We start from the raw sequence: 18,213 nt of genomic DNA, 5'->3' as shown, positions 1-18,213 counted from the left end.
GCCGTGGCGGTTGGCCGCCGGTTCGATGGGGTTCGGCAGTTCGTCGGTCAGGATCACATCTGCAGGTCGAATCGGGCCTATCCGACCTGCACGTGTGATCTCGACCTGCAGACGGCCGACGACGAATACTGCACAGCCGTCGGCGCGCCGATATCCATCCACAATGCCCTCCTTCCGGGCTGCGGCACGGCCGGAGTGTCGGAGGCTCGGGACATGATGGATCCGGCCTATCTCCTCGCCCGCTTCGGCGGCGTCGCACGGGGAACCACACTCCAGGATTACGGATGCTCGCGCACGAGGATCGCGGCCGCGGCGGATGCCGGCGAGATCCGGCGTGTGCGACAGGGGGTCTTCGCTCTGCCGAAGACGGATGCCGGAGTCCTGGCGGCCGCCGCACACGGGGGCAGCCTCACCTGCGCTGCGGCGCTGCGCGCCCACGGTGTCTGGATGCTCCCCGCGCCGAACCACGAGGCTCACGTCTGGATGGGACGGAGCGGCCGTCCGCACTCCCACGAGGGATGCTCGTGCACCACCCACTACTCGCCCGGCTCCGCGGGGCTCGGACTCGCCCCCGTCGTGGTCTGCCTGATCCACGCCTACCGCTGCCTCGATGAAGAGGCCTTCTTCGCCGCGTATGAGTCAGCCTGGAACAAGCGCCTCATCGGCGCCCACGACCGCGCACGGATCCGCCGCGAACTGCCCCGAGCGGCCGGCTGGTTGCTCGATCTCGCGCGGCCGGATGCCGAGAGCGGGCTCGAATCCTTGCTCAGACTGCGGCTGCATCTGCACGGCATCCGCCTGGACTGTCAGGTCTCGATCCCCGGCGTGGGCCGGGTCGACTTCGTCGTGGCCGGGCGGATCATCCTCGAGGCCGACGGCAGGGAGAACCACACGCACGCCAAGCGGCATGACGATCTGCGAAGGGATGCCGCGGCATCCGCCCTCGGATTCGAGACCCTGCGATTCGATTACGCCATGATCGTGCACGACTGGCCGACGGTCCTCGCCGCGATCCTGCCCGCGCTCGGACGATCCCGAGGGTGAGGCGGAGTCGGAGTCGGAGTCGGATCGCAGGCTGAGAATACATCTGCAGGTCGAATCAGCCCGATCCGACCTGCAGATGTATTTTCGACCTGCAAAGTGCAGGGACTGCGAAGCGCGCGACGTGCAGACCGCCGAGAGGGCCTACTCGACCGTGACGGACTTCGCGAGGTTGCGCGGCTGGTCGACGTCGAGGCCCTTGGCCGTGGCGAGCGCCATGGCGAAGATCTGCAGCGGCACGACCGCGAGCAGCGGCTCGAACATCGGGCCCGCGAGCGGGATGTGGATGACCTCGTCGGCGAAGGGCAGCACCGCGGCATCGCCCTCTTCGGCGATCACGATCACGCGGGCGCCGCGAGCGCGGATCTCCTGGATGTTCGAGACGACCTTGGAGTGCACCAGCGCCGAGTGACGCGGCGACGGCACCAGCACGAACACCGGCTGGCCGGGCTCGATGAGCGCGATCGGACCGTGCTTGAGCTCGCCGGCGGCGAAGCCCTCGGCGTGGATATACGAGATCTCCTTGAGCTTGAGAGCTCCCTCGAGCGCGATCGGGTAGCCGACGTGGCGGCCGAGGAACAGCACCGAGCGGGTGTCGGCCATCCAGCCGGCGAGCTGGGTGACGTGCTCCTGCTCGCTCTCGAGCACGCGGGCGACCTTCTCGGGCAGAGCGGCGAACTCGGCGACGTCGGAGGATGCATCGGCGACCGTGCCGCGCACGCGGCCCATGTGCAGGCCGAGCAGCAGGAGCGCGGTGATCTGCGCCGAGAACGCCTTGGTCGACGCGACGGCGACCTCGGGACCGGCGTGCGTGTAGACGACGGCATCCGACTCGCGCGGGATGGTCGCGCCCTGCGTGTTGCAGATGGAGAGGGTGCGGGCACCGCGCTCGCGGGCGTACTTGACGGCCATGAGCGTGTCCATGGTCTCGCCCGACTGGCTGATCGAGACGACGAGCGTGTCGGCGCCGATCACCGGGTCGCGGTAGCGGAACTCGTGCGCGAGCTCGACGTCGACCGCGACGCGCGCCCACTGCTCGATCGCGTACTTGCCGACGAGCGCTGCGTAGGATGCCGTGCCGCAGGCCGTGATGATCACGCGGTTGATGCCGGTGAAGAGCTCGTCGAGCCCGTCGAGCTCGGGGATGACGACCTGGCCGTCCTGGATGCGGCCGCGGATCGTGTTCGCGACGGCCTCGGGCTGCTCCGCGACCTCCTTGGCCATGAAGCTCGACCATCCGCCCTTCTCGGCGGCGGCGGCGTCCCAGGAGACGTCGAACGGCTCGGCCTGGACCGGCGCTCCGAAGAAGTCGGTGACGGTGACGGCATCCGGGGTGATCGAGACGATCTGGTCCTGCCCGATCGCGAGCGCCTTGCGGGTGTGCTCGATGAACGCGGCGACGTCGGAGCCGAGGAAGTTCTCGCCCTCTCCCAGGCCGATGACGAGCGGGGAGTTGCGGCGAGCGCCGACCACGAGCCCCGGGTGGTCCTCGTGCATCGCGAGCAGCGTGAACGCGCCCTCGAGGCGGTTCACGACGCTGCGGAACGCGAGCTGCAGGTCGCCGCCGTTGCCGGCGTACTCGCGGCCGAGGAGGGCTGCGGCCACCTCGGTGTCGGTCTCGCTGCGGAACACGACGCCGTCGGCGAGGAGCTCCTCGCGCAGCGCCGAGAAGTTCTCGATGATGCCGTTGTGGATGACGGCGAGCTTGTCGTCGTCGGCGAGGTGCGGGTGCGCGTTGACGTCGGTCGGACCGCCGTGCGTCGCCCAGCGGGTGTGGCCGATGCCGGTCGAGCCGTCCGAGAGGGGTGCATCGGCGAGCGAGTCGCGCAGCACGGCGAGCTTGCCCGCCTTCTTGCGCATCCCGAGCGCGCCGTCTCCGTCGATGACGGCGACGCCGGCGGAGTCATATCCGCGGTACTCGAGGCGGGCGAGGCCGGCGAGAAGGATGTCCTGGCTGGGGCGCGGGCCCACGTATCCGACGATTCCACACATGCTTCAAAGATAAGCGGCAACTTTTGCGAGTCGTCCGAACAATAGCCCGGGGCCGCTCCCGTGGCAGTTCAGAGAGTCAGAGCTTGCGGAGCAGGACGGATTCGACCGTGTGGTCGGCGCCCTTGTTCAGGACCAGACGCGCGCGGTGCTTGGTGGGCATCACGTTCTCGACGAGGTTCGGCATGTTGATCTCGTTCCAGTAGCCGAGCGCCGTCGTGATCGCCTCCTCGTCGGTGAGGTGCGCGAAGACGTTGAAGTACGACGACGGATTGCTGAACGCGCCCTGCCGCAGCGCGAGGAAGCGGTCGACGTACCACTTCTCGATGTGCGAGGTGTCGGCGTCGACGAAGATCGAGAAGTCGAACAGATCGCTGACCGCGACGTCGTTCGGCGCGGGCGGCGGCTGCAGCACGTTCAGCCCCTCGACGATCACGACGTCGGGCCGCCGCACGACGACATGCGCGTCGGGGACGATGTCGTACCGCATGTGCGAGTAGAAGGGAGCGCGCACCTCGGGGGCCCCGCTCTTCACCTCGGTGAGGAACTCGATGAGGGAGCGTCGGTCGTACGACTCCGGGAAGCCCTTGCGCTCCATCAGACCCCGGCGCCCGAGCTCGGCGTTCGGGTAGAGGAAGCCGTCGGTCGTGACGAGCTCGACCCGGGGCGTGCCGGGCCAGCGGCTCATGAGCTCGCGCAGCAGTCGGGCGATCGTCGACTTGCCGACGGCGACCGAGCCGGCGACGCCGACGACGAATGGCGTCGTCGTGTCGTCCTCCTGCAGGAACGACGAGGTCGCCGCTCCGAGGCGCTTGGTCGACGTGGCGTAGAGGCTGAGCAGGCGGCTGAGCGGCAGGTAGACCTCGCGGACCTCGGTCATGCTCAGCCTGTCGCCGATGCCGCGGACCTCGACGACCTCGGTCTCGCTGAGCGGCTGATCGAGGTCGGCGGCCAGACGCGCCCATTCCGCGCGACCGATCTCACGATACGGAGACAGCGGCTGCGCGGAGTCGACGGTGGTCACTGTTCCATCGTATCGGGGCACGAGTAGTCTCTTCCCGTGCGCCTGGGAGTCCTCGACATCGGTTCCAACACCGTTCACATGCTCGCCGCCGACGTCCGCCCCGGCGGTCGCCCGCTCGCGAAGACGAGCGACCGGACGGTGCTGCGCCTCATGCGCTACCTCACACCGGAGGGTGCGATCTCCGAGGAAGGGGTCGTCGCGCTCGAGGAGGCGGTCGCGCAGGCGCGCAGGGTCGCCGACAGCGAGAAGGTCGACGAGCTCCTGGCGACCGCGACGAGCGCGGTGCGCGACGCGCAGAACGGCGTCGACGTGATCGCCCGCATCGAGGCCGCCCTCGGGCAGCCGCTCCAGGTGCTCGACGGCGAGACCGAGGCCGAGCTGACCTTCCTCGCGGTGCGCCGCTGGTTCGGGTGGTCGGCGGGGCAGCTGCTGCTCCTCGACATCGGCGGCGGCTCGCTCGAGATCGCGGCGGGTGCCGAGGAGATGCCGGATGCCGCGGCATCCGTCCCTCTGGGCGCCGGACGAATGACCGTGCAGTTCCTGCCGAACGACCCGCCCGGCGAGGAAGACGTCGAAAGGCTGCGAGCGCACGCGAAGAAGACGCTCGCCGCCGTGCTGCCGCAGTTCCTCGCGCTCCCGCGTCCCGATCATGTCGTCGGCTCGTCGAAGGCGATCCGCTCGCTCGCCCGACTCGTCGGATACCCGGCACCCGGCTGGTCGGGGACCGATCGGATGCTGCTCCCCCGCGCTTCGCTCGGCTCCTGGATCCCGCGTCTCGCGCGGCTCCCGGCATCCGCTCGTCAGGAGCTCCCCGGGATCACGCCGGATCGCACGTTCCAGATCGTCGCCGCGGCGGTCTCGCTGCATGCGGCGATGACCGTGCTCGACATCGAGGAGCTCGAGGTGTCGCCGTGGGCGCTGCGCGAGGGCGTGCTGCTGCGCTACATCGAGCAGCTGAACTGGAGCGGCACCCGAAGCTGAGAACCGGGGTCGGCTGCGGTGGCTAGCATGGCGGCATGTCCGCTCCTGCCGTCGTCCGCGCCCGCACCGGCGCCGTCGTGGCGCGGGCGCTGCTGGTCGGCTACCTGCTCTTCGTGGGCTTCACGGTGTGGCTGCCCGCGACGGTCTCGGCCAAGGTCACGGGTCTCGTCGGCATCGTCGCCACCTGGGTCGCGGATGCCGGGATCGCGTCGTACTCGCGGAGCGCCTTCGTGCTGGAGATCCTCGCCAACGTGGCGCTCTTCGTGCCCGTCGGCCTGCTCCTCGCACTGGCCTGGCCGCGCCTGCGGCTGTGGCAGACCGTGCTGATCGGCGCGCTGATGAGCGTGCTCATCGAGACCGTGCAGGGGGTGATGCCCTCGCGGTTCCCGACGCTGTCGGACGTGATCGCGAACACCACGGGCACGCTGATCGGCGCGCTGATCGTGACGATCATCCTGTCTCTCGCGGGCGTCGGCCGACCGTCTCCTGCGCGTAGGCTGACGGCGTGAACGCGCATTCTCAGGACGGTCCGCCCGCCGGCATGAGCCGCCGGGAGTGGCGTGAATCCCAGGCGCCCGCCGCCGCGGTCGAGGCTCCCCCGGCGGAAGCTCCGGTCATGCCCGACTTCCTCGGGGGCCCGCCGTCCGCCGAGCAGCCGAGCGCGAGCCTCACGATCCTCACCGTCTGCACGGGGAACATCTGCCGCTCCCCTCTGGCCGAGGTGCTGCTGCGCGGCAGGCTCGAGCCGCTGGGCGTCCGCGTGCACAGCGCCGGGACGCACGCCCTGGTCGGCCACGGCATGCCCGAGCCCGCCCTCGACCTCGCGCTGAAGGCCGGTGCGGATCCGCAGGTCGCCGCCGCTCACCAGGCCCGCTATCTCGTCGAGCCGATCATCGGCGACGCCGACCTCGTCCTCGCGATGGCTCGTGAGCACCGGTCGCACGTGGTCAAGATGATGCCCAATCGGCTGCGCCGCACGTTCACGGTCCGCGAGTTCGCCCGCCTCGCCTCGACCCTGAGCACGGAAGACGCGCGCCGCGCAGCGGATGCCGCCGGCGGATCGCCGCAGGATCGGTTCGCCGCCGTGCTCCGCGCCGTCGCCGACCAGCGCGGCCTGACGCCGTCGGCCGCCGAGGACGACGACGTGGTCGACCCCTACCGACGCTCCAGCGAGACGTATGCGCGCTCCGCCGCTCAATTGGTTCCGGCGCTCGACGAGGTCGAGCGGATCGTGCGCGCGGCACTCGGCTGAGCCTCGTCTTTCCCACGGCAGGCGGTGGTTCACCGTATGCTCGATGTCGTATCTGCATCCCGAGTTCCCCACGGGATGCATGAGGGGATAAAGAGTTGGAACTCAGAGACTACGTGCGCATTCTGCGCGCGCACTGGATCGTGATCATCGTCGCCACGATCATCGGAGCCGCCGCGGCCTTCGGGTGGAGCGCCATCCAGCCTCGCGTGTACTCGGCCGACACGACCGGCATCGTCACCGCGGTCGGCGGCGACGGCACGAGCGGCAGCGCCCTCGTGGGCAACCAGCTCGCCCAGAGCCGGGTGAAGTCGTACCTGAACCTGGGCTCGTGGCGCGCCGTCGCCGAGCACGCGATCGACGAGCTCGACCTCGACACCTCCCCCGACGTCCTCGTCAACCACGTCACGGTGACGAACCCCGTCGACACGACGGCCCTGAAGGTGACCGCGACGGGTTCGACGCCCGAGTCCGCGCAGGCGCTCGCTCAGGCCTGGCTCGACGGCATGGCGATCGAGATCGAGAAGCTCGAGGGAGGGACGACGACGTCCCCCGCAGCGATCTCGCTCATGGTGGGCGATTCCGCGCGGCTCCCCTCTGCGCCCTCGTCTCCGAACACCCGCCTGAACCTCATCATCGGCGCCCTCGTCGGCCTCGCCCTCGGGCTCGTGTACGCGTTCGTGCGCCACACGGTCGACCGTCGGGTCCGCCACCCGCGCGACATCGAGCGCGAGACCGGCGTCTCGGTCATCGGCACGCTCCCGCTCGAGAAGTCGATGTCCGACGAGCGCCAGGTGATCGACTTCTCGCTGGAGTCGCAGCACGGCGTCTCGCACCACACGATCGAGTCGATGCGCGAGCTGCGCACGAATCTGCAGTTCATCGACGTCGACAATCCGCCGCGCGTCATCGTCGTCACCAGCTCGGTGCCCGGCGACGGCAAGTCGACCGTGTCGGTCAACCTCGCCTCGAGCCTCGCCGCCGCGGGCCAGTGGGCGATCCTCATCGACTGCGATCTGCGTCGCCCGGTCATCGCCGACATCTTCGGGATGTCCAAGGATGTCGGCCTCACCGACGTTCTCGCCGGGCGTGCCGACCTGCAGGATGTCGCGCACCGCCCGTCGCGCGACGTGCCGCTGGCCGTCGTGGGGGCTGGGCGCATCCCGCCGAACCCGAGCGAGCTGCTCGGCTCGCACCGCATGCGCGACTTCCTGGCGGAGATCAGCAAGTCCGCGATCGTGATCCTCGACTCCCCTCCGGTGCTGCCGGTGACGGATGCCGCCGTGCTCGCCGCCGGCGCGGACGGCGTGCTGATCGTCGTGTCGTCGGGGAAGACCACCTTCGACATGCTGCAGCGCGCCATCGAGAACATCACCCGCACGACGGGTCGTGTGCTCGGCGTCGTCCTGAACCGCGTCCCCCGCAAGGGCGCCGAGTCGGCGTACTACGGCCGCGAGTACTACGGCGCGTACGAGCGGTACGCGCAGAAGGAAGAGGACACCGAGGCGGAGACCCCGGAGCCGGGCGTGCGTCGTCGCGGCGCCGCTCAGGTCTGAGCCGTCGGCGCCTGCAGGAGCCCGTCCTCGACCAGCTCCTGGAGAGCTGCCTGCACGATCGAGCGCGCGTCGCCGGTCTCGGGCTCGCCGTGCGCGCTGACGACCGCCTCGACGATCTCCGCGAGGGTGTGGCCGTGCGCCGCCGCCCACAGGGACGGCCCGATGCCGTCGAGCACGTGGACCTGTCCTCCCGTCGGCGTCCGCTGCAGGATCGCGATGCGACCGCCGAGGTCGAGCTCGTCGGCCGTCGCCGCGCGCGCGAACGCGTCGGCGCGCGTCGGCGCGCCATCGGATGCCGTCGGACGGGGTGAGACCGCGTCCACCGGGCGGAGCTCGGTGCGCAGCAGACGCTCGATGATCGGATCGATATCGGCGACCTCGCGATACCGCAGCCGCACAGCGCCGCCGGTGGCCTCGAGAAGGGCCGCGATCCGCTGCAGCGGGGCCTCTCCGTCGCACAGGTAGCTGGTCTGGGGTCCGAGCAGCTCGAGGGCCTCCGCGACGTCGAGCTCCTCGAGCGACGGCTGCTCAGGGCCGTCCGCTGACCGATCGATCACGACGATCTTCGCGACGCGCAGCGAGGACGGGAGCGGACGCCCTCCGTCGAGACTCGACAGCGCCACCTGCGCCTTATGGGTCGAGTGCGCCTCGATGATCGACAGCGGCTTCCGATACGGTTCGACACCGCCGTCGGGGGCGATCGCGATCGTCTCATCGCTCACATACGCGTACCGCCGGGACAGGTGCCGTGCAGCCGTGGTCTTGCCTGTGCCCGACGGCGCGCTGAGCACGACGACGCGACCGCTCTCGTCGGCGAGGCCGGCCGCGTGCAGCATCCACACCGGATCGGCGCGACGGTGCGCGAGGGCGGCGATCGTCACGTCGGTCGAGAGCATCGAGAGCGCTGCGTCGTCTTCGAGTCCGTCACGCACCGCGACGATCACGTCCGGCGTCCGAGCTCCCTCGTACCAGGCATCCGCCCATGCCTCATGGGCACGGATCCGGAACTCCGCATCACGACTCGAGACATCGACATCGACGACGGCACCGACCGCGCTGACGAGAAAGCGATCAGGCATGGGAACAGCCTATCGACCGGGATGGAGCCCTCATCGAACGCACGAAAGAACACATCGCGCGCATTTAACAAACAATCTGCGCAGTGTTCTTCACTTCGATGTTCGAATTCCGCTGCTCGTCATAGCGTGACGGTATCCAGGACAGGGGAATCCTCGCGAGAAGAAATCCTCTGACTCCAGAAGAAAAGCGGAGTAACGGTCACCGCGACGGTCTTCGAGACGGTAGCGTATCGACCACGCGAAGCCAGAGTGCGGGTCGATCTGAGGGGGTCGACGAGCACGGATCAGTCTGGCGCGCGTTCATTCGGCGCACGGAAGGGTGATGCGTGGATCTCGGCAACGTGAGGGAGATCGGTCCGCAGGAGCTGATCGATCACGGCATCCGGCCGGTCGGTGACCGGGCCTCCCTGCGTGCTCGGGAACGGACTCCCGGCTCCGTCATCCTGCTGACCATGAGCGGCACGTCGAGCGAGGTCGCGATCGACACGCTGACCGCTCACCCGGAGCACGCGGTCTTCGCCTTCATCCAGGCCGAGGCCCTCTGGTCGAGGATGCAGGACGAGCCGTGGCTGCAGATCGAGAACGGCATGGTGATCGCCGCTCCCGGCCTCACGCGCGGATTGCGCTGTCAGGGCGCGTGGAGCGCGACCGTCGCACTGGTGCCCCGCACGGCGATGGCGTCGTTCGTCTCGACCCTGCCGACCGACGCCCGGATCTTCCCCGAACGTCGCCTGCTCGACCGGGCGATGCAGGACTTCGTCGAGGGGCTGCTGGAAGCCGACGAGCGGGCGACCGCGATCGAGCGCTACGCGGTCGAGCAGCTGGTCGTGGAGATGGGCGGCGCGATCCTCCTGGACCGGGTCGGCGCCGTCTCGGGTCAGGGCTCGCCGCGCGCTGTGCTGCGCGACCGTGCGATCGCGGTGATCGCCCAGCAGTGCGGGGATCCGAGCCTGACGCCGACGCAGGTCGCCCGCGAGGTGCAGTCCTCGCTCCGTCAGCTGCAGCTGGTCTTCGCCGAGGCCGAGAACAGCGTCGCCGGAGAGATCCGCCGCCAGCGCGCACGCCTCGCGCGCTCGCTGCTCGTCGACAGCCGCTACGACGTGCTGAGCATCGAACAGATCGCGCAGCGCTCCGGTTTCCAGTCGCCGATGAGCCTGCGCCGGGCCCTCGACGAGGCTTACCGGGCGACGCCGCGCGCCCTCCGCGCACGTCGTCGCGCGTAGCTCGAAATCGGTCTTTTCGCTCAGATCGCGCAGGTTCGGCGCACAATGCGCTGACTTCCTCCATTCGATGTTCTCGGCCGTTCTCCCCCGCCTACGTTGATGCCTACGAAGAGGCTCCTGGGGGATGCAGACGAACGTGTCGCCTCTTCGCGACACAACGGGGAACCGTATCTGCATCTATGAGGGAGGGCACTCACGTGACCGAAGAAATCCAGAAGAACAGCGGCTTCTCGCGCCGCACCGTCGTCAAGGGCGCCGCATGGTCGGTGCCGGTGATCGCGGCTGCCGTCGCAACGCCGCTCGCAGCGGCATCCGGCGGAGACATCGGAGCCTTCGCGCTCGACGGCTCCTGTGGAGTCCTCGGCGTCCTGGGCCCTGGGTTCACGCTCGAAGCCAGTGCCACCGAGCCGATCCCGGCGGGTACCACGGTCACCATCACCGGCGGCGGCATCGCCAACATCGGTGTCTTCAGCGTCACGGGCGGCACGGCTGCCGTCAACGTCCTGTCGCCCACGAGCACCCAGATCGTCCTGAGCGCTCCGGTCCCGGCTGGCGGCACCATCGCCTTCCGCACCACGCTTTCGATCTCGGTCGCGTTCACGCTGAACGCGACGACCACGCTCCCCGCCGGTTACACCGGCACCGGTGGCAAGCCTGCCGGTTCGGTGAGCTCGACCCTCATCCTCTGCTCGGCCACCTGATCGGGCACCAGAGGATCTGAGAAGTCAGACCACCAGAGCGGCCGGATCCTTCGGGGTCCGGCCGCTCTGCTGATCCGCCAAGATGAAGTCATGCACGCATTCGTCGTCCCCCTGACGGTGTTCCTCGCCCTGGTGTTCGCCGTGAGCGCCCTCGGCAAGCTCCGGTCCGCCGACCGCGGGAGCGCGTCGTTCGCCGCCCTGCAGATCCCGGTACGCCACCCGGATGCCGCTGCCGTCGCCCTGATCGCTGCGGAAGCCGTGGTCGCCGTCGGACTCGTCGCCACCGGGGGATGGCTCTTCGTCGGTTTCGCCGCCGGCGCGTTCGTCCTCACGGCCGGTCTCCTCATCGTCGTCGTCCGGGCTCACCGGAAGGGCGCCACCGATGACTGCGGATGCTTCGGCGAGTGGATCCCGTCCGCGATCGGTCCGCGACTGATCCTGCGCAACGTGATGCTGACCATCGCGGCCTCCGCCGTGCTGGCGTCGTCGATCCTCGTTCAGACGCTCCTCGGCGGGCCCGTCGGGGTGCCGCTCGCCCTCTCGTCGCCGTCGTCGGTCGTGCCGGCGGTCGGAGCGCTCGCGGCCGCGGCGCTGATCGCGGTGGCCACCTGGGCGACCGTCCGCGCCTCCACGACGACCCCGGCTGCCTCATCGCCCGCTGACCGCGGAGCGGGTGCGGTCGTCGTGCCGGAGACGGGCGAGATCGTCGATCTGCTCGCCGCAGGCTCCCGCGCCCGCCTGCTGGTGTTCGTCTCGCCGGGCTGCCACGCCTGCGAGACCGCTCTGACGGCCCTCACAGCGGCCGAAGACGACCTGAACGGGCTCGTCGACCTCTACGTCGTGCAGAGGGCCGCGTCGGGGGCTGCGGGCACCGCCTCGGCCCACGCCCTCCCCCAGGCCGCGCGCTTCGCGCTCGACGTCGGCGGATCGCTGAGCGCGAGTCTGGGCACAGGCCGGGCGACCCCGGTGGCCGCCCTGATCGGCACCGACGGGCTGCAGGCCGGTCCCCTCGCGGTCGGCAGCGACGAGACGGCGCTGCTCATCGACAGCATCCGCGCCCTCGCGACCGCCCCGCCGGCGTGAGCCGCCGCGGGTCTACGCCGTGCGGCGGATCGCCTTCGGTCGACCCGTGAGCCAGCCCATGACCCATTCGACGGGCCCGGTGCCGACGAAGCGCCACCACAGCCATCCGATGAGGATCATGCCGGGCACGATGACGAGCCAGCCCGGATAGAAGTTCTCGGCAGGACGACCGTAGGCGTTGTTCCAGAGCGCGATGAGCCCGACGTGCAGCAGGTAGAGCGAAAGCGCGACCTGGCCGCAGGCGCGGAGCGGGACGAAGATCGCGCCCCAGACGCGCTGCGCGCGCTCCCGACGGACGGTCGCCGCGAGGACCACGCAGACGTAGACGGCGAAGACGAGACCGAAGTCCTTGAGGGTGTCGAGGTAGTCGCCCGACTGCACCGTGCCGAGACGCTGGCCGACACCCCAGGCCAGGTATGCCAGCGGCGCCGCTGCAGCGAGCACCCAGAGCAGGCGATCCCGCTTGAGGCCGTGACGGATGAGCAGCGCGCCGATGAGGAACATCGGCAGCAGGTTGACGACCCGATACTGGGGGCCGAGGAACAGCCAGGTCATGACCTCTCGCACCGGGTCGCCGCTCGTGTAGGCCCACACCCAGGTGCGGGCGAGGGCGAGCAGGGGCTGGCTCACGACGAGGATCACGACGGTCACGGCGATCACGACGGGCGTACGGGCGAGCAGGATCGGCGCCCCGATGATGATGAGCAGACCGAGGTAGGCGAGCACCACGGCCACCCACGAGCCCCAGGAGGCCATCCAGACGCCCAGGACGACGAGGAAGAGGCCCCGGAGCGTCTGCTGGAGCAGCGTCGTCCCCACGCGTCCTCCGCGCCGCCACACCAGCTCCGCCGACATCCCCATCACGAGCGCGAACAGGGGCGACGCGACGTCGCTGAAGTTCGCCGTGATGAACTTGACGGCCCACGGGGCGTTCGGCACGAAGGATGCCGCGTGGGCGATGAGCATCGCGATGATCGCGAAGCCGCGCAGGACATCAGGAATGAGAAGGCGACTCGGTGCAGACCGGAGCCGCGCGCGGGCCTCCGGCGCGTGCGTCGCCGCACTCGCAGAATATTGGTCCATTCCCTGACAGTATTGGCTGGACCCCCGTGCGCGCGACCTGGAGACCGAGATGACGACCGCAGAATCCCCTGCTCCTCGTCGCCGCAGAATCGGCGGAGTGTGGCTCAACGTCGCCCTCGCGCTGGCGCTCACGGCCATCATCGTCGCGTTCCTCGGGCAGCCCTCGTCCGGCTCGATGTCTCCGACGCTCGAGCCCGGAGATCGGATCGTCGTGAACAGGCTCGCGTTCCTCGGCTCCGACCCCGCTCCCGGCGACATCGTCGTGTTCCGGCCCGACGACAGCTGGGGCGAGAAGCCCGCAGCCGGCAACTGGGCGACCGGAGCGCTGCAGTGGATCGGCGAGACCACCGGCATCCGCCCCTATGTGCTCGTGAAGAGGGTCATCGCGGGCGAGGGGCAGACGGTCGAGTGCTGCGATGCCGAGGGGCGGGTCCTCGTCGACGGCGAGCCGCTCGACGAGCCCTACGTCGTGAAGGACCTGCCGTTCGTCAGCGGCGAGCTCGACTGCGACACCACACCCCTGTCGACGCGGTGCTTCGCCGAGGTGACGGTGCCTGAGAATTCGTACCTGGTGCTGGGCGACAACAGGGCGAATTCCGCGGATTCCGTGTTCCTGTGCCGCGGTGTCGCCGACCCGGACGACGGATGCTGGCGCTGGATGCAGCGGGACTCGGTGTTCGGCAAGGCCGGGCCGATCCTCTGGCCCGTGTCGCGCTGGGGCGGACCGTGAGAAGCGGGCTCGAAGCGCGCGAGTTGTTATTCGTCGGGACGTTATGAACGCGTGAGTTAGCGAAGACCTCTGAGCAGGATGTGGGCTACCACACTCAGACTCTGAACACGGATGTCTTCGTGACTCACGCTAACGCACGGAGCATCGGATCGTAGCGTTGGCCGGTGTGCACGATGGTGTGATCCGCCCCAGCCGCTCGCCCCACCTTATGGATGGGAGCCAACCTGACGAAACTGCGGGCGAGCACCGACGACGCTTATGAGCTTCATGATTGATCAACCTAGAGAGTGGAGGGCGTACGCCTGGACGATGGTTCTAAGTGCTGCACTCCGTGAGCTCCCAGGCCTGGGATCCTGCTCGGCCGGAAAAGTTCGAGGCGCCAGCGCACGGTAACTCGGCGTGCTCACGCACAGCGATGGCGTTCTGGGGCGACGCACGAGCGAGTCTTTGTCAGACAGGCCCGCGGCAACGACGTTCGGTGACGATAGTAAGGATCACGGCTGGAATGTCGAAAGGCATCGCTAGGGTCGCGACTAGGCTGCAGCCGCGCTGCACAGAAGCAATGAAATGAACCGAGGAGAAGCTCTTGCCCACAACTATCCCGATACCGCCTTTGACCTCGCCCGAAGACCCTGCTCGTACGCAGTTCGACGAGGCGGTGCGCATCCGTCTCAATGACGAGCTGTCAGCGGCGGCCTTGGGCACGTTCTCCGCCGCCGACTATGGTGCGGACCCTGCCGCGTCTTGGACGGTCAACCGGGACGCATTCCAGGCTGCGAACGATGCTGCCGTCGCAGCCGGTGGCGGGCGGGTAAGTGCCCCTCCGGGTGTGTACCTCGCTAAGGGCATCGTGTTGGATTCCCGGGTCGTGCTCGATATCCCTGGTGTCACGATTCAGTCTCCCGATGGCCTCGCGCCGAACGTAATCACCACTCGGCTCAGCTCACGCACGGCATCGGCCGTGAAGGGGTCCCGGGATGTGACTGTGACCCTTGGCGGTGTGGCAGGGATCGAGATTGGTGCGCGGGTAGCGATCTTCGCCGCCGGAGGACTGCTTGACTCACAGCAGAGCCGTCTGTCCGGAGCGGTGGACGCGACCAGCACTGACCTGACGCTGATCAATGTCACCGGCCTTGCAGCCGCCGGTACTTTGATCATCGATGACGAGTTGATCACCTTCACCGGGCGCACCGCTGGCGCGTTGACGGGTGTCTCGCGCGGAGCTTTCGGCACGACGCCTGCCGCGCATACGGCCACGGCCCCCATTGGTGTTGCGCGTCGACTCTACGCAACCATCGTAGGAATATCCGGCGATGTCATCGCTCTTGACCGGCCGGCTCAAGCGACGGCGACTGGTGTGGCTCTCACGTTCGGGACCGTCAGGTCTGGAATCATCGGTTTCCCCACGATCGACGGTAATAAGCCCGTCAACGGCGCTCCCGCGAGCGTCTACGCGGTGCTCGTCCAGCTCTCAGCCTGGGGCGAGTATGACCTCCGTATCGTGAACGGAGAAACCGGCGGCATGATGTTCTCCCGCGGCTCCGCCTACAATCTCGGGCGGCGCATCCACCTTCACGACAGTTCAGTCCCCGCCGCATTTAAGGGGTCCGCGTTCTGGCTATACCAGGGTTGTGAGCAGAATCACTTCGAGGACATCACTGTCACCGGCCACTCGTGGGTGGGTGTCTACCTCGACGACCGGACCTCGATCAACGAGGAAGGATGGGACGCCCCCAATTCGCACAACACCTTCGTGACCATCAACATCGATGTCACCCAGTCCGCGACCGGTGTTTTGAACGTCGTTTCTGGTCGGTACAACCGTTTCCTCGGTGGTCGTCTGAAGTCGCCGAAAATCGGCATCAACTGCTCCAACAACAGTCAGGGCTCCTCGGCGGGTCAGGGCTCGGTAGGCAATGAGTTCACCAGCTTCACGCTCAACGTTGGAGAAACCCCTTATACGCTCAGCGCGTCTGGCAACCTTCTCCACGACTGCTTTGTGGAGGCGTCGCACCAGTCTTATCCGGGAACGGCTGCGCTTGGAAACACGGTCTACGCCGTGAGCCCTGCACCGGGCGTCGCGCCGCTCATGGCGGCGGCTTACCGCCTCAATATGCTTCCGAAATCACGACTCGACACATGGGACGGGTGGACGATCCTCCCCGCAGCGGGCACGGGCGGTCCTAACGGCGTCATCGATTTACTCGACACCGCCACAACCTTCAACCCGATCGTCTACAACACCACTCCGATTGCGGTTGGACCGGGTGTTCCCTTGGCCGCCTCGGTGGAGGTCACGGTCCCGGCGGGCTACCCAGCTGTCACGCTTGCGGCCGTCGTTCTCGGATACCGTAACGTCTCGTCCACACCGTCGGTGACGAACTCCGTGGTTGGACCGATCACGACGATCAATCCCGGTGAAACGAAGCGGCTGACCGCGGCTATCCCTGTCACTGCGGCACTCACCGAGGGAGCGCGTGTTCAGATTCAGCTCCGGTCCGCCGCCGCCACCGGACGACGTATCGTCGTAAGCCCCTCACCTGTGCTGGAAAAGAACACCACACAGCCAGGACAGGGGTTTAACGGCGACACGGCGGGCGCACTATGGGTGGGTGAACCCGGCAATTCTACTTCGGTCCTCTTCGCCTGAGGTAACGTTCGAACTTGGACGGCGGGGAATCGTGACCCATGGCGGAACGCCTACGCAAGAGTTGTAGCTTACGATAAGAAACCCCGACCTGGCCCGAGGAAAGGGTCGGGGTTTCGTAGTAGGGAAGCACCCGGCGCTCTCTGAACACGCATCCTGCCCGCCGCTATCGCCTGGGTGCATGCACGTATAGGTCTCGCCACCCGGACCGAGTCGCCCACCCTGGTCGGCATCATAGTCCTAGTGTCGCTGGTGGCTGTCAGAATGGGAATCGCAGATTTCGTCGCCGTGATACGCCGCGAACGCGCAATCCGCAACTCAGTGACGCGGTGGATGGCACCGCGCGACAACAGATAGTCGCGGTCCGCCCCATAGAATCAAGCTCATGTCTCACACGCGAACAGCTCGCGCGATGGACGACCTCCACTCGCAGGCCAAACGGGTTTCCCTTATGCGGCACCTGTCGGTGTTCGTGTTGTTCTCGGTCTCCCTCTGGGTCTACATCGCCGCCCTCGAGGTCACCTACTCGCAATTCATGGCACCTCGATTCGGGTACCTCGGCTGGATCTATCACCAGCCGGACCCGGGCTGGATGCTCATCTCGTATGCGCTGCTGCTCGGCGCTGCCGCGTTCCTCCCGTACCGCGTGGAACGGTTCTCCGGTTACGCGGTCTGGTTCCTATACGCCGCACTGCTCGTGCCGGTCACCACGCTGCCCCAATACGGGGGTAACCGCACCCCCGAGGACACCTTCACCTTCGCGATCTTCTGCTCGATCGTGTGGATCGCCGTCGCCTTAATACTGCGCCGCAAAGCTGCACCGCTTGTCCCGATCAAGACGAGCAAGCCTGGCCTGCTCTGGGCACTAGTGTCGGTCATCTCCCTCGTCACGTACGTCTATCTCGCGGCCGTCTTCGGTATTACGTTCAACCTCGTGTCCGTGTTCGAGATCTACGACACTCGGCTCTCATACCGCGACGAGGTCATTCCCACGGTGCCTCTACTGGGCTACCTGATCACCAACCAGGGCAACGTTATCAACCCGTTCCTCATGGCATTCGGGTTGCTCAAGCGGAGGTACTGGCTGTTCGGGCTCGGAGTGGTCGGGCAGCTGCTCATTTACTCCACGACTGGATACAAGACTGTCCTCATTTCGATCCCGCTATGCCTCCTGCTGGTGTTCCTGCTTCGGAAGCGCACCAGCATCCTCGGAGCGATGGTCGTCTTTGGGGCCGCCGCCCTCGCATGGCTCGCCATCGCCATCGACCGCGCCGTGTCCATCGGCGTCGTCGATGTCCTCGTCGCGCGCACCTTCATGACCGCTGGGTACCTCATGCCCTTCTATCGCGAGGTGTACGACGAGGGGGCGTGGGCGCTCTGGGACTACTCATTCCTCGCGCCGTTCGTCGACGCCCCGTACGACACATCGCCCGGTTTCCACGTCGCCCAGGTCATGCTGAACCGGCCCGACGTGCAACTCAACGCCAGCCTGTTCGCTGACGGCTACGCGAACCTCGGCTTCATGGGCATCGTCATCGAAGCAGCCTTCCTCGTCGTGCTGCTATTCCTTGTCGACAGCGCTGGCCGCGGGCTCCCCACCGCAATCGTCGTCCCGGCCGGGCTCCTGCCCGTGTTCTCACTGGCGAACGCGAGCCCGTTCAGTGCCCTCCTCAGCTACGGCTTCGGTCTCCTCATCCTCCTCCTTGCGTTGTATCCGCGAGACGTCGAACCGGACTCCCCGCCCCTCACCATTCACTTCCCGCCATCCAAGCTCGCCAGTGCCAGCGCACGACGCCGGCAATGACGAAAGCCCCCACCGCCGTTCGG

General features: G+C 67.8%; 15 protein-coding genes. 11 read left to right on the top strand and 4 right to left on the bottom strand.

The features are described 5' to 3' along the window. Positions 1-213: 213 nt before the first annotated feature. Positions 214-1,044: a type IV toxin-antitoxin system AbiEi family antitoxin domain-containing protein gene (locus DC434_RS07040; protein ID WP_116634555.1), complete on the top strand. Its 831-nt coding sequence runs from the start codon at positions 214-216 to the stop codon at positions 1,042-1,044. A 141-nt stretch (positions 1,045-1,185) separates the two neighbouring features. Here the strand turns inward: DC434_RS07040 and glmS are convergent, their stop codons facing one another. Continuing rightward, positions 1,186-3,033 (bottom strand): glutamine--fructose-6-phosphate transaminase (isomerizing), encoded by a 1,848-nt coding sequence (gene glmS, locus DC434_RS07035; protein WP_116634554.1) that lies wholly within the window; start codon positions 3,031-3,033, stop codon positions 1,186-1,188. Between the two features lie 76 nt (positions 3,034-3,109). Next, on the bottom strand, positions 3,110-4,054 hold the full coding sequence (gene coaA, locus DC434_RS07030) for a type I pantothenate kinase (protein ID WP_116634553.1): 945 nt from the start codon (positions 4,052-4,054) through the stop codon (positions 3,110-3,112). Between the two features lie 36 nt (positions 4,055-4,090). Between coaA and DC434_RS07025 the strand changes: the two genes are divergently transcribed. The 4 genes from DC434_RS07025 to DC434_RS07010 all read left to right on the top strand — a co-directional run bounded on the left by DC434_RS07025 (position 4,091) and on the right by DC434_RS07010 (position 7,840). Continuing rightward, a complete protein-coding gene (locus DC434_RS07025) occupies positions 4,091-5,035 on the top strand; it encodes a Ppx/GppA phosphatase family protein (RefSeq protein WP_116634552.1) in 945 nt (314 codons plus the stop codon). Positions 5,036-5,070: 35 nt separating this feature from the next. Next, positions 5,071-5,544, top strand: coding sequence for a VanZ family protein (locus DC434_RS07020; protein ID WP_116634551.1), 474 nt, complete (start codon positions 5,071-5,073; stop codon positions 5,542-5,544). Continuing rightward, entirely contained in the window at positions 5,541-6,287 is a 747-nt protein-coding gene (locus DC434_RS07015; protein ID WP_243408846.1) for a low molecular weight phosphatase family protein, read from the top strand. The genes DC434_RS07020 and DC434_RS07015 overlap by 4 nt, the downstream gene beginning before the upstream one ends. 95 nt (positions 6,288-6,382) lie before the next feature. Next, positions 6,383-7,840: a polysaccharide biosynthesis tyrosine autokinase gene (locus DC434_RS07010; protein ID WP_116634550.1), complete on the top strand. Its 1,458-nt coding sequence runs from the start codon at positions 6,383-6,385 to the stop codon at positions 7,838-7,840. On the opposite strand, the gene DC434_RS07005 is transcribed toward DC434_RS07010, so the two are convergent. After that, positions 7,831-8,919, bottom strand: coding sequence for a PqqD family peptide modification chaperone (locus DC434_RS07005; RefSeq protein WP_116634549.1), 1,089 nt, complete (start codon positions 8,917-8,919; stop codon positions 7,831-7,833). The genes DC434_RS07010 and DC434_RS07005 overlap by 10 nt on opposite strands. Before the next feature lie 326 nt (positions 8,920-9,245). Here DC434_RS07005 and DC434_RS07000 point away from each other — a divergent pair, with 326 nt between their 5' ends. From DC434_RS07000 to DC434_RS06990, 3 genes are all read left to right on the top strand, one after another. Then, positions 9,246-10,142, top strand: a complete 897-nt coding sequence (locus tag DC434_RS07000) for a helix-turn-helix domain-containing protein (RefSeq protein ID WP_116634548.1) — start codon at positions 9,246-9,248, stop codon at positions 10,140-10,142. 197 nt (positions 10,143-10,339) lie between these two features. After that, positions 10,340-10,843, top strand: coding sequence for a hypothetical protein (locus tag DC434_RS06995; RefSeq protein WP_165807992.1), 504 nt, complete (start codon positions 10,340-10,342; stop codon positions 10,841-10,843). Positions 10,844-10,933: 90 nt separating this feature from the next. Next, entirely contained in the window at positions 10,934-11,926 is a 993-nt protein-coding gene (locus tag DC434_RS06990; protein ID WP_116634547.1) for a MauE/DoxX family redox-associated membrane protein, read from the top strand. Between the two features lie 12 nt (positions 11,927-11,938). Here the strand turns inward: DC434_RS06990 and DC434_RS06985 are convergent, their stop codons facing one another. After that, positions 11,939-13,009 (bottom strand): acyltransferase family protein, encoded by a 1,071-nt coding sequence (locus DC434_RS06985; RefSeq protein ID WP_133192788.1) that lies wholly within the window; start codon positions 13,007-13,009, stop codon positions 11,939-11,941. A 49-nt stretch (positions 13,010-13,058) separates the two neighbouring features. On the opposite strand from DC434_RS06985, the gene lepB reads away from it, so the two are divergent. From lepB to DC434_RS06965, 3 genes are all read left to right on the top strand, one after another. Then, a complete protein-coding gene (lepB, locus tag DC434_RS06980; RefSeq protein ID WP_116634545.1) occupies positions 13,059-13,739 on the top strand; it encodes a signal peptidase I in 681 nt (226 codons plus the stop codon). A 586-nt stretch (positions 13,740-14,325) separates the two neighbouring features. After that, positions 14,326-16,389 (top strand): hypothetical protein, encoded by a 2,064-nt coding sequence (locus DC434_RS06970; protein ID WP_133192787.1) that lies wholly within the window; start codon positions 14,326-14,328, stop codon positions 16,387-16,389. Between the two features lie 382 nt (positions 16,390-16,771). Further along, positions 16,772-18,190 carry a hypothetical protein gene (locus tag DC434_RS06965; protein WP_133192786.1) on the top strand — a complete coding sequence of 473 codons (1,419 nt, stop codon included), beginning with the start codon at positions 16,772-16,774 and terminating at the stop codon, positions 18,188-18,190. The last annotated feature ends 23 nt before the right edge of the window (positions 18,191-18,213 follow it).

The organism is Microbacterium sp. TPD7012 (assembly GCF_003075395.1).
Taxonomy (GTDB): Bacteria; Actinomycetota; Actinomycetes; order Actinomycetales; family Microbacteriaceae; genus Microbacterium.
Note: the sequence above shows the minus strand (reverse complement) of the source record. Positions and strands in the feature narration are given on the sequence as shown.

Bases quoted from the DNA above. Each gene is read 5' to 3' on its own strand.
- DC434_RS07040 (WP_116634555.1), top strand. From the start codon at position 214: ATGATGGATCCGGCCTATCTCCTCGCCCGCTTCGGCGGCGTCGCACGG.
- glmS (WP_116634554.1), bottom strand. From the start codon at position 3,033: ATGTGTGGAATCGTCGGATACGTGGGCCCGCGCCCCAGCCAGGACATC.
- DC434_RS07020 (WP_116634551.1), top strand. From the start codon at position 5,071: ATGTCCGCTCCTGCCGTCGTCCGCGCCCGCACCGGCGCCGTCGTGGCG.
- DC434_RS07005 (WP_116634549.1), bottom strand. From the start codon at position 8,919: ATGCCTGATCGCTTTCTCGTCAGCGCGGTCGGTGCCGTCGTCGATGTC.
- DC434_RS06990 (WP_116634547.1), top strand. From the start codon at position 10,934: ATGCACGCATTCGTCGTCCCCCTGACGGTGTTCCTCGCCCTGGTGTTC.
- DC434_RS06985 (WP_133192788.1), bottom strand. From the start codon at position 13,009: ATGGACCAATATTCTGCGAGTGCGGCGACGCACGCGCCGGAGGCCCGC.
- lepB (WP_116634545.1), top strand. From the start codon at position 13,059: ATGACGACCGCAGAATCCCCTGCTCCTCGTCGCCGCAGAATCGGCGGA.
- DC434_RS06965 (WP_133192786.1), top strand. From the start codon at position 16,772: ATGTCTCACACGCGAACAGCTCGCGCGATGGACGACCTCCACTCGCAG.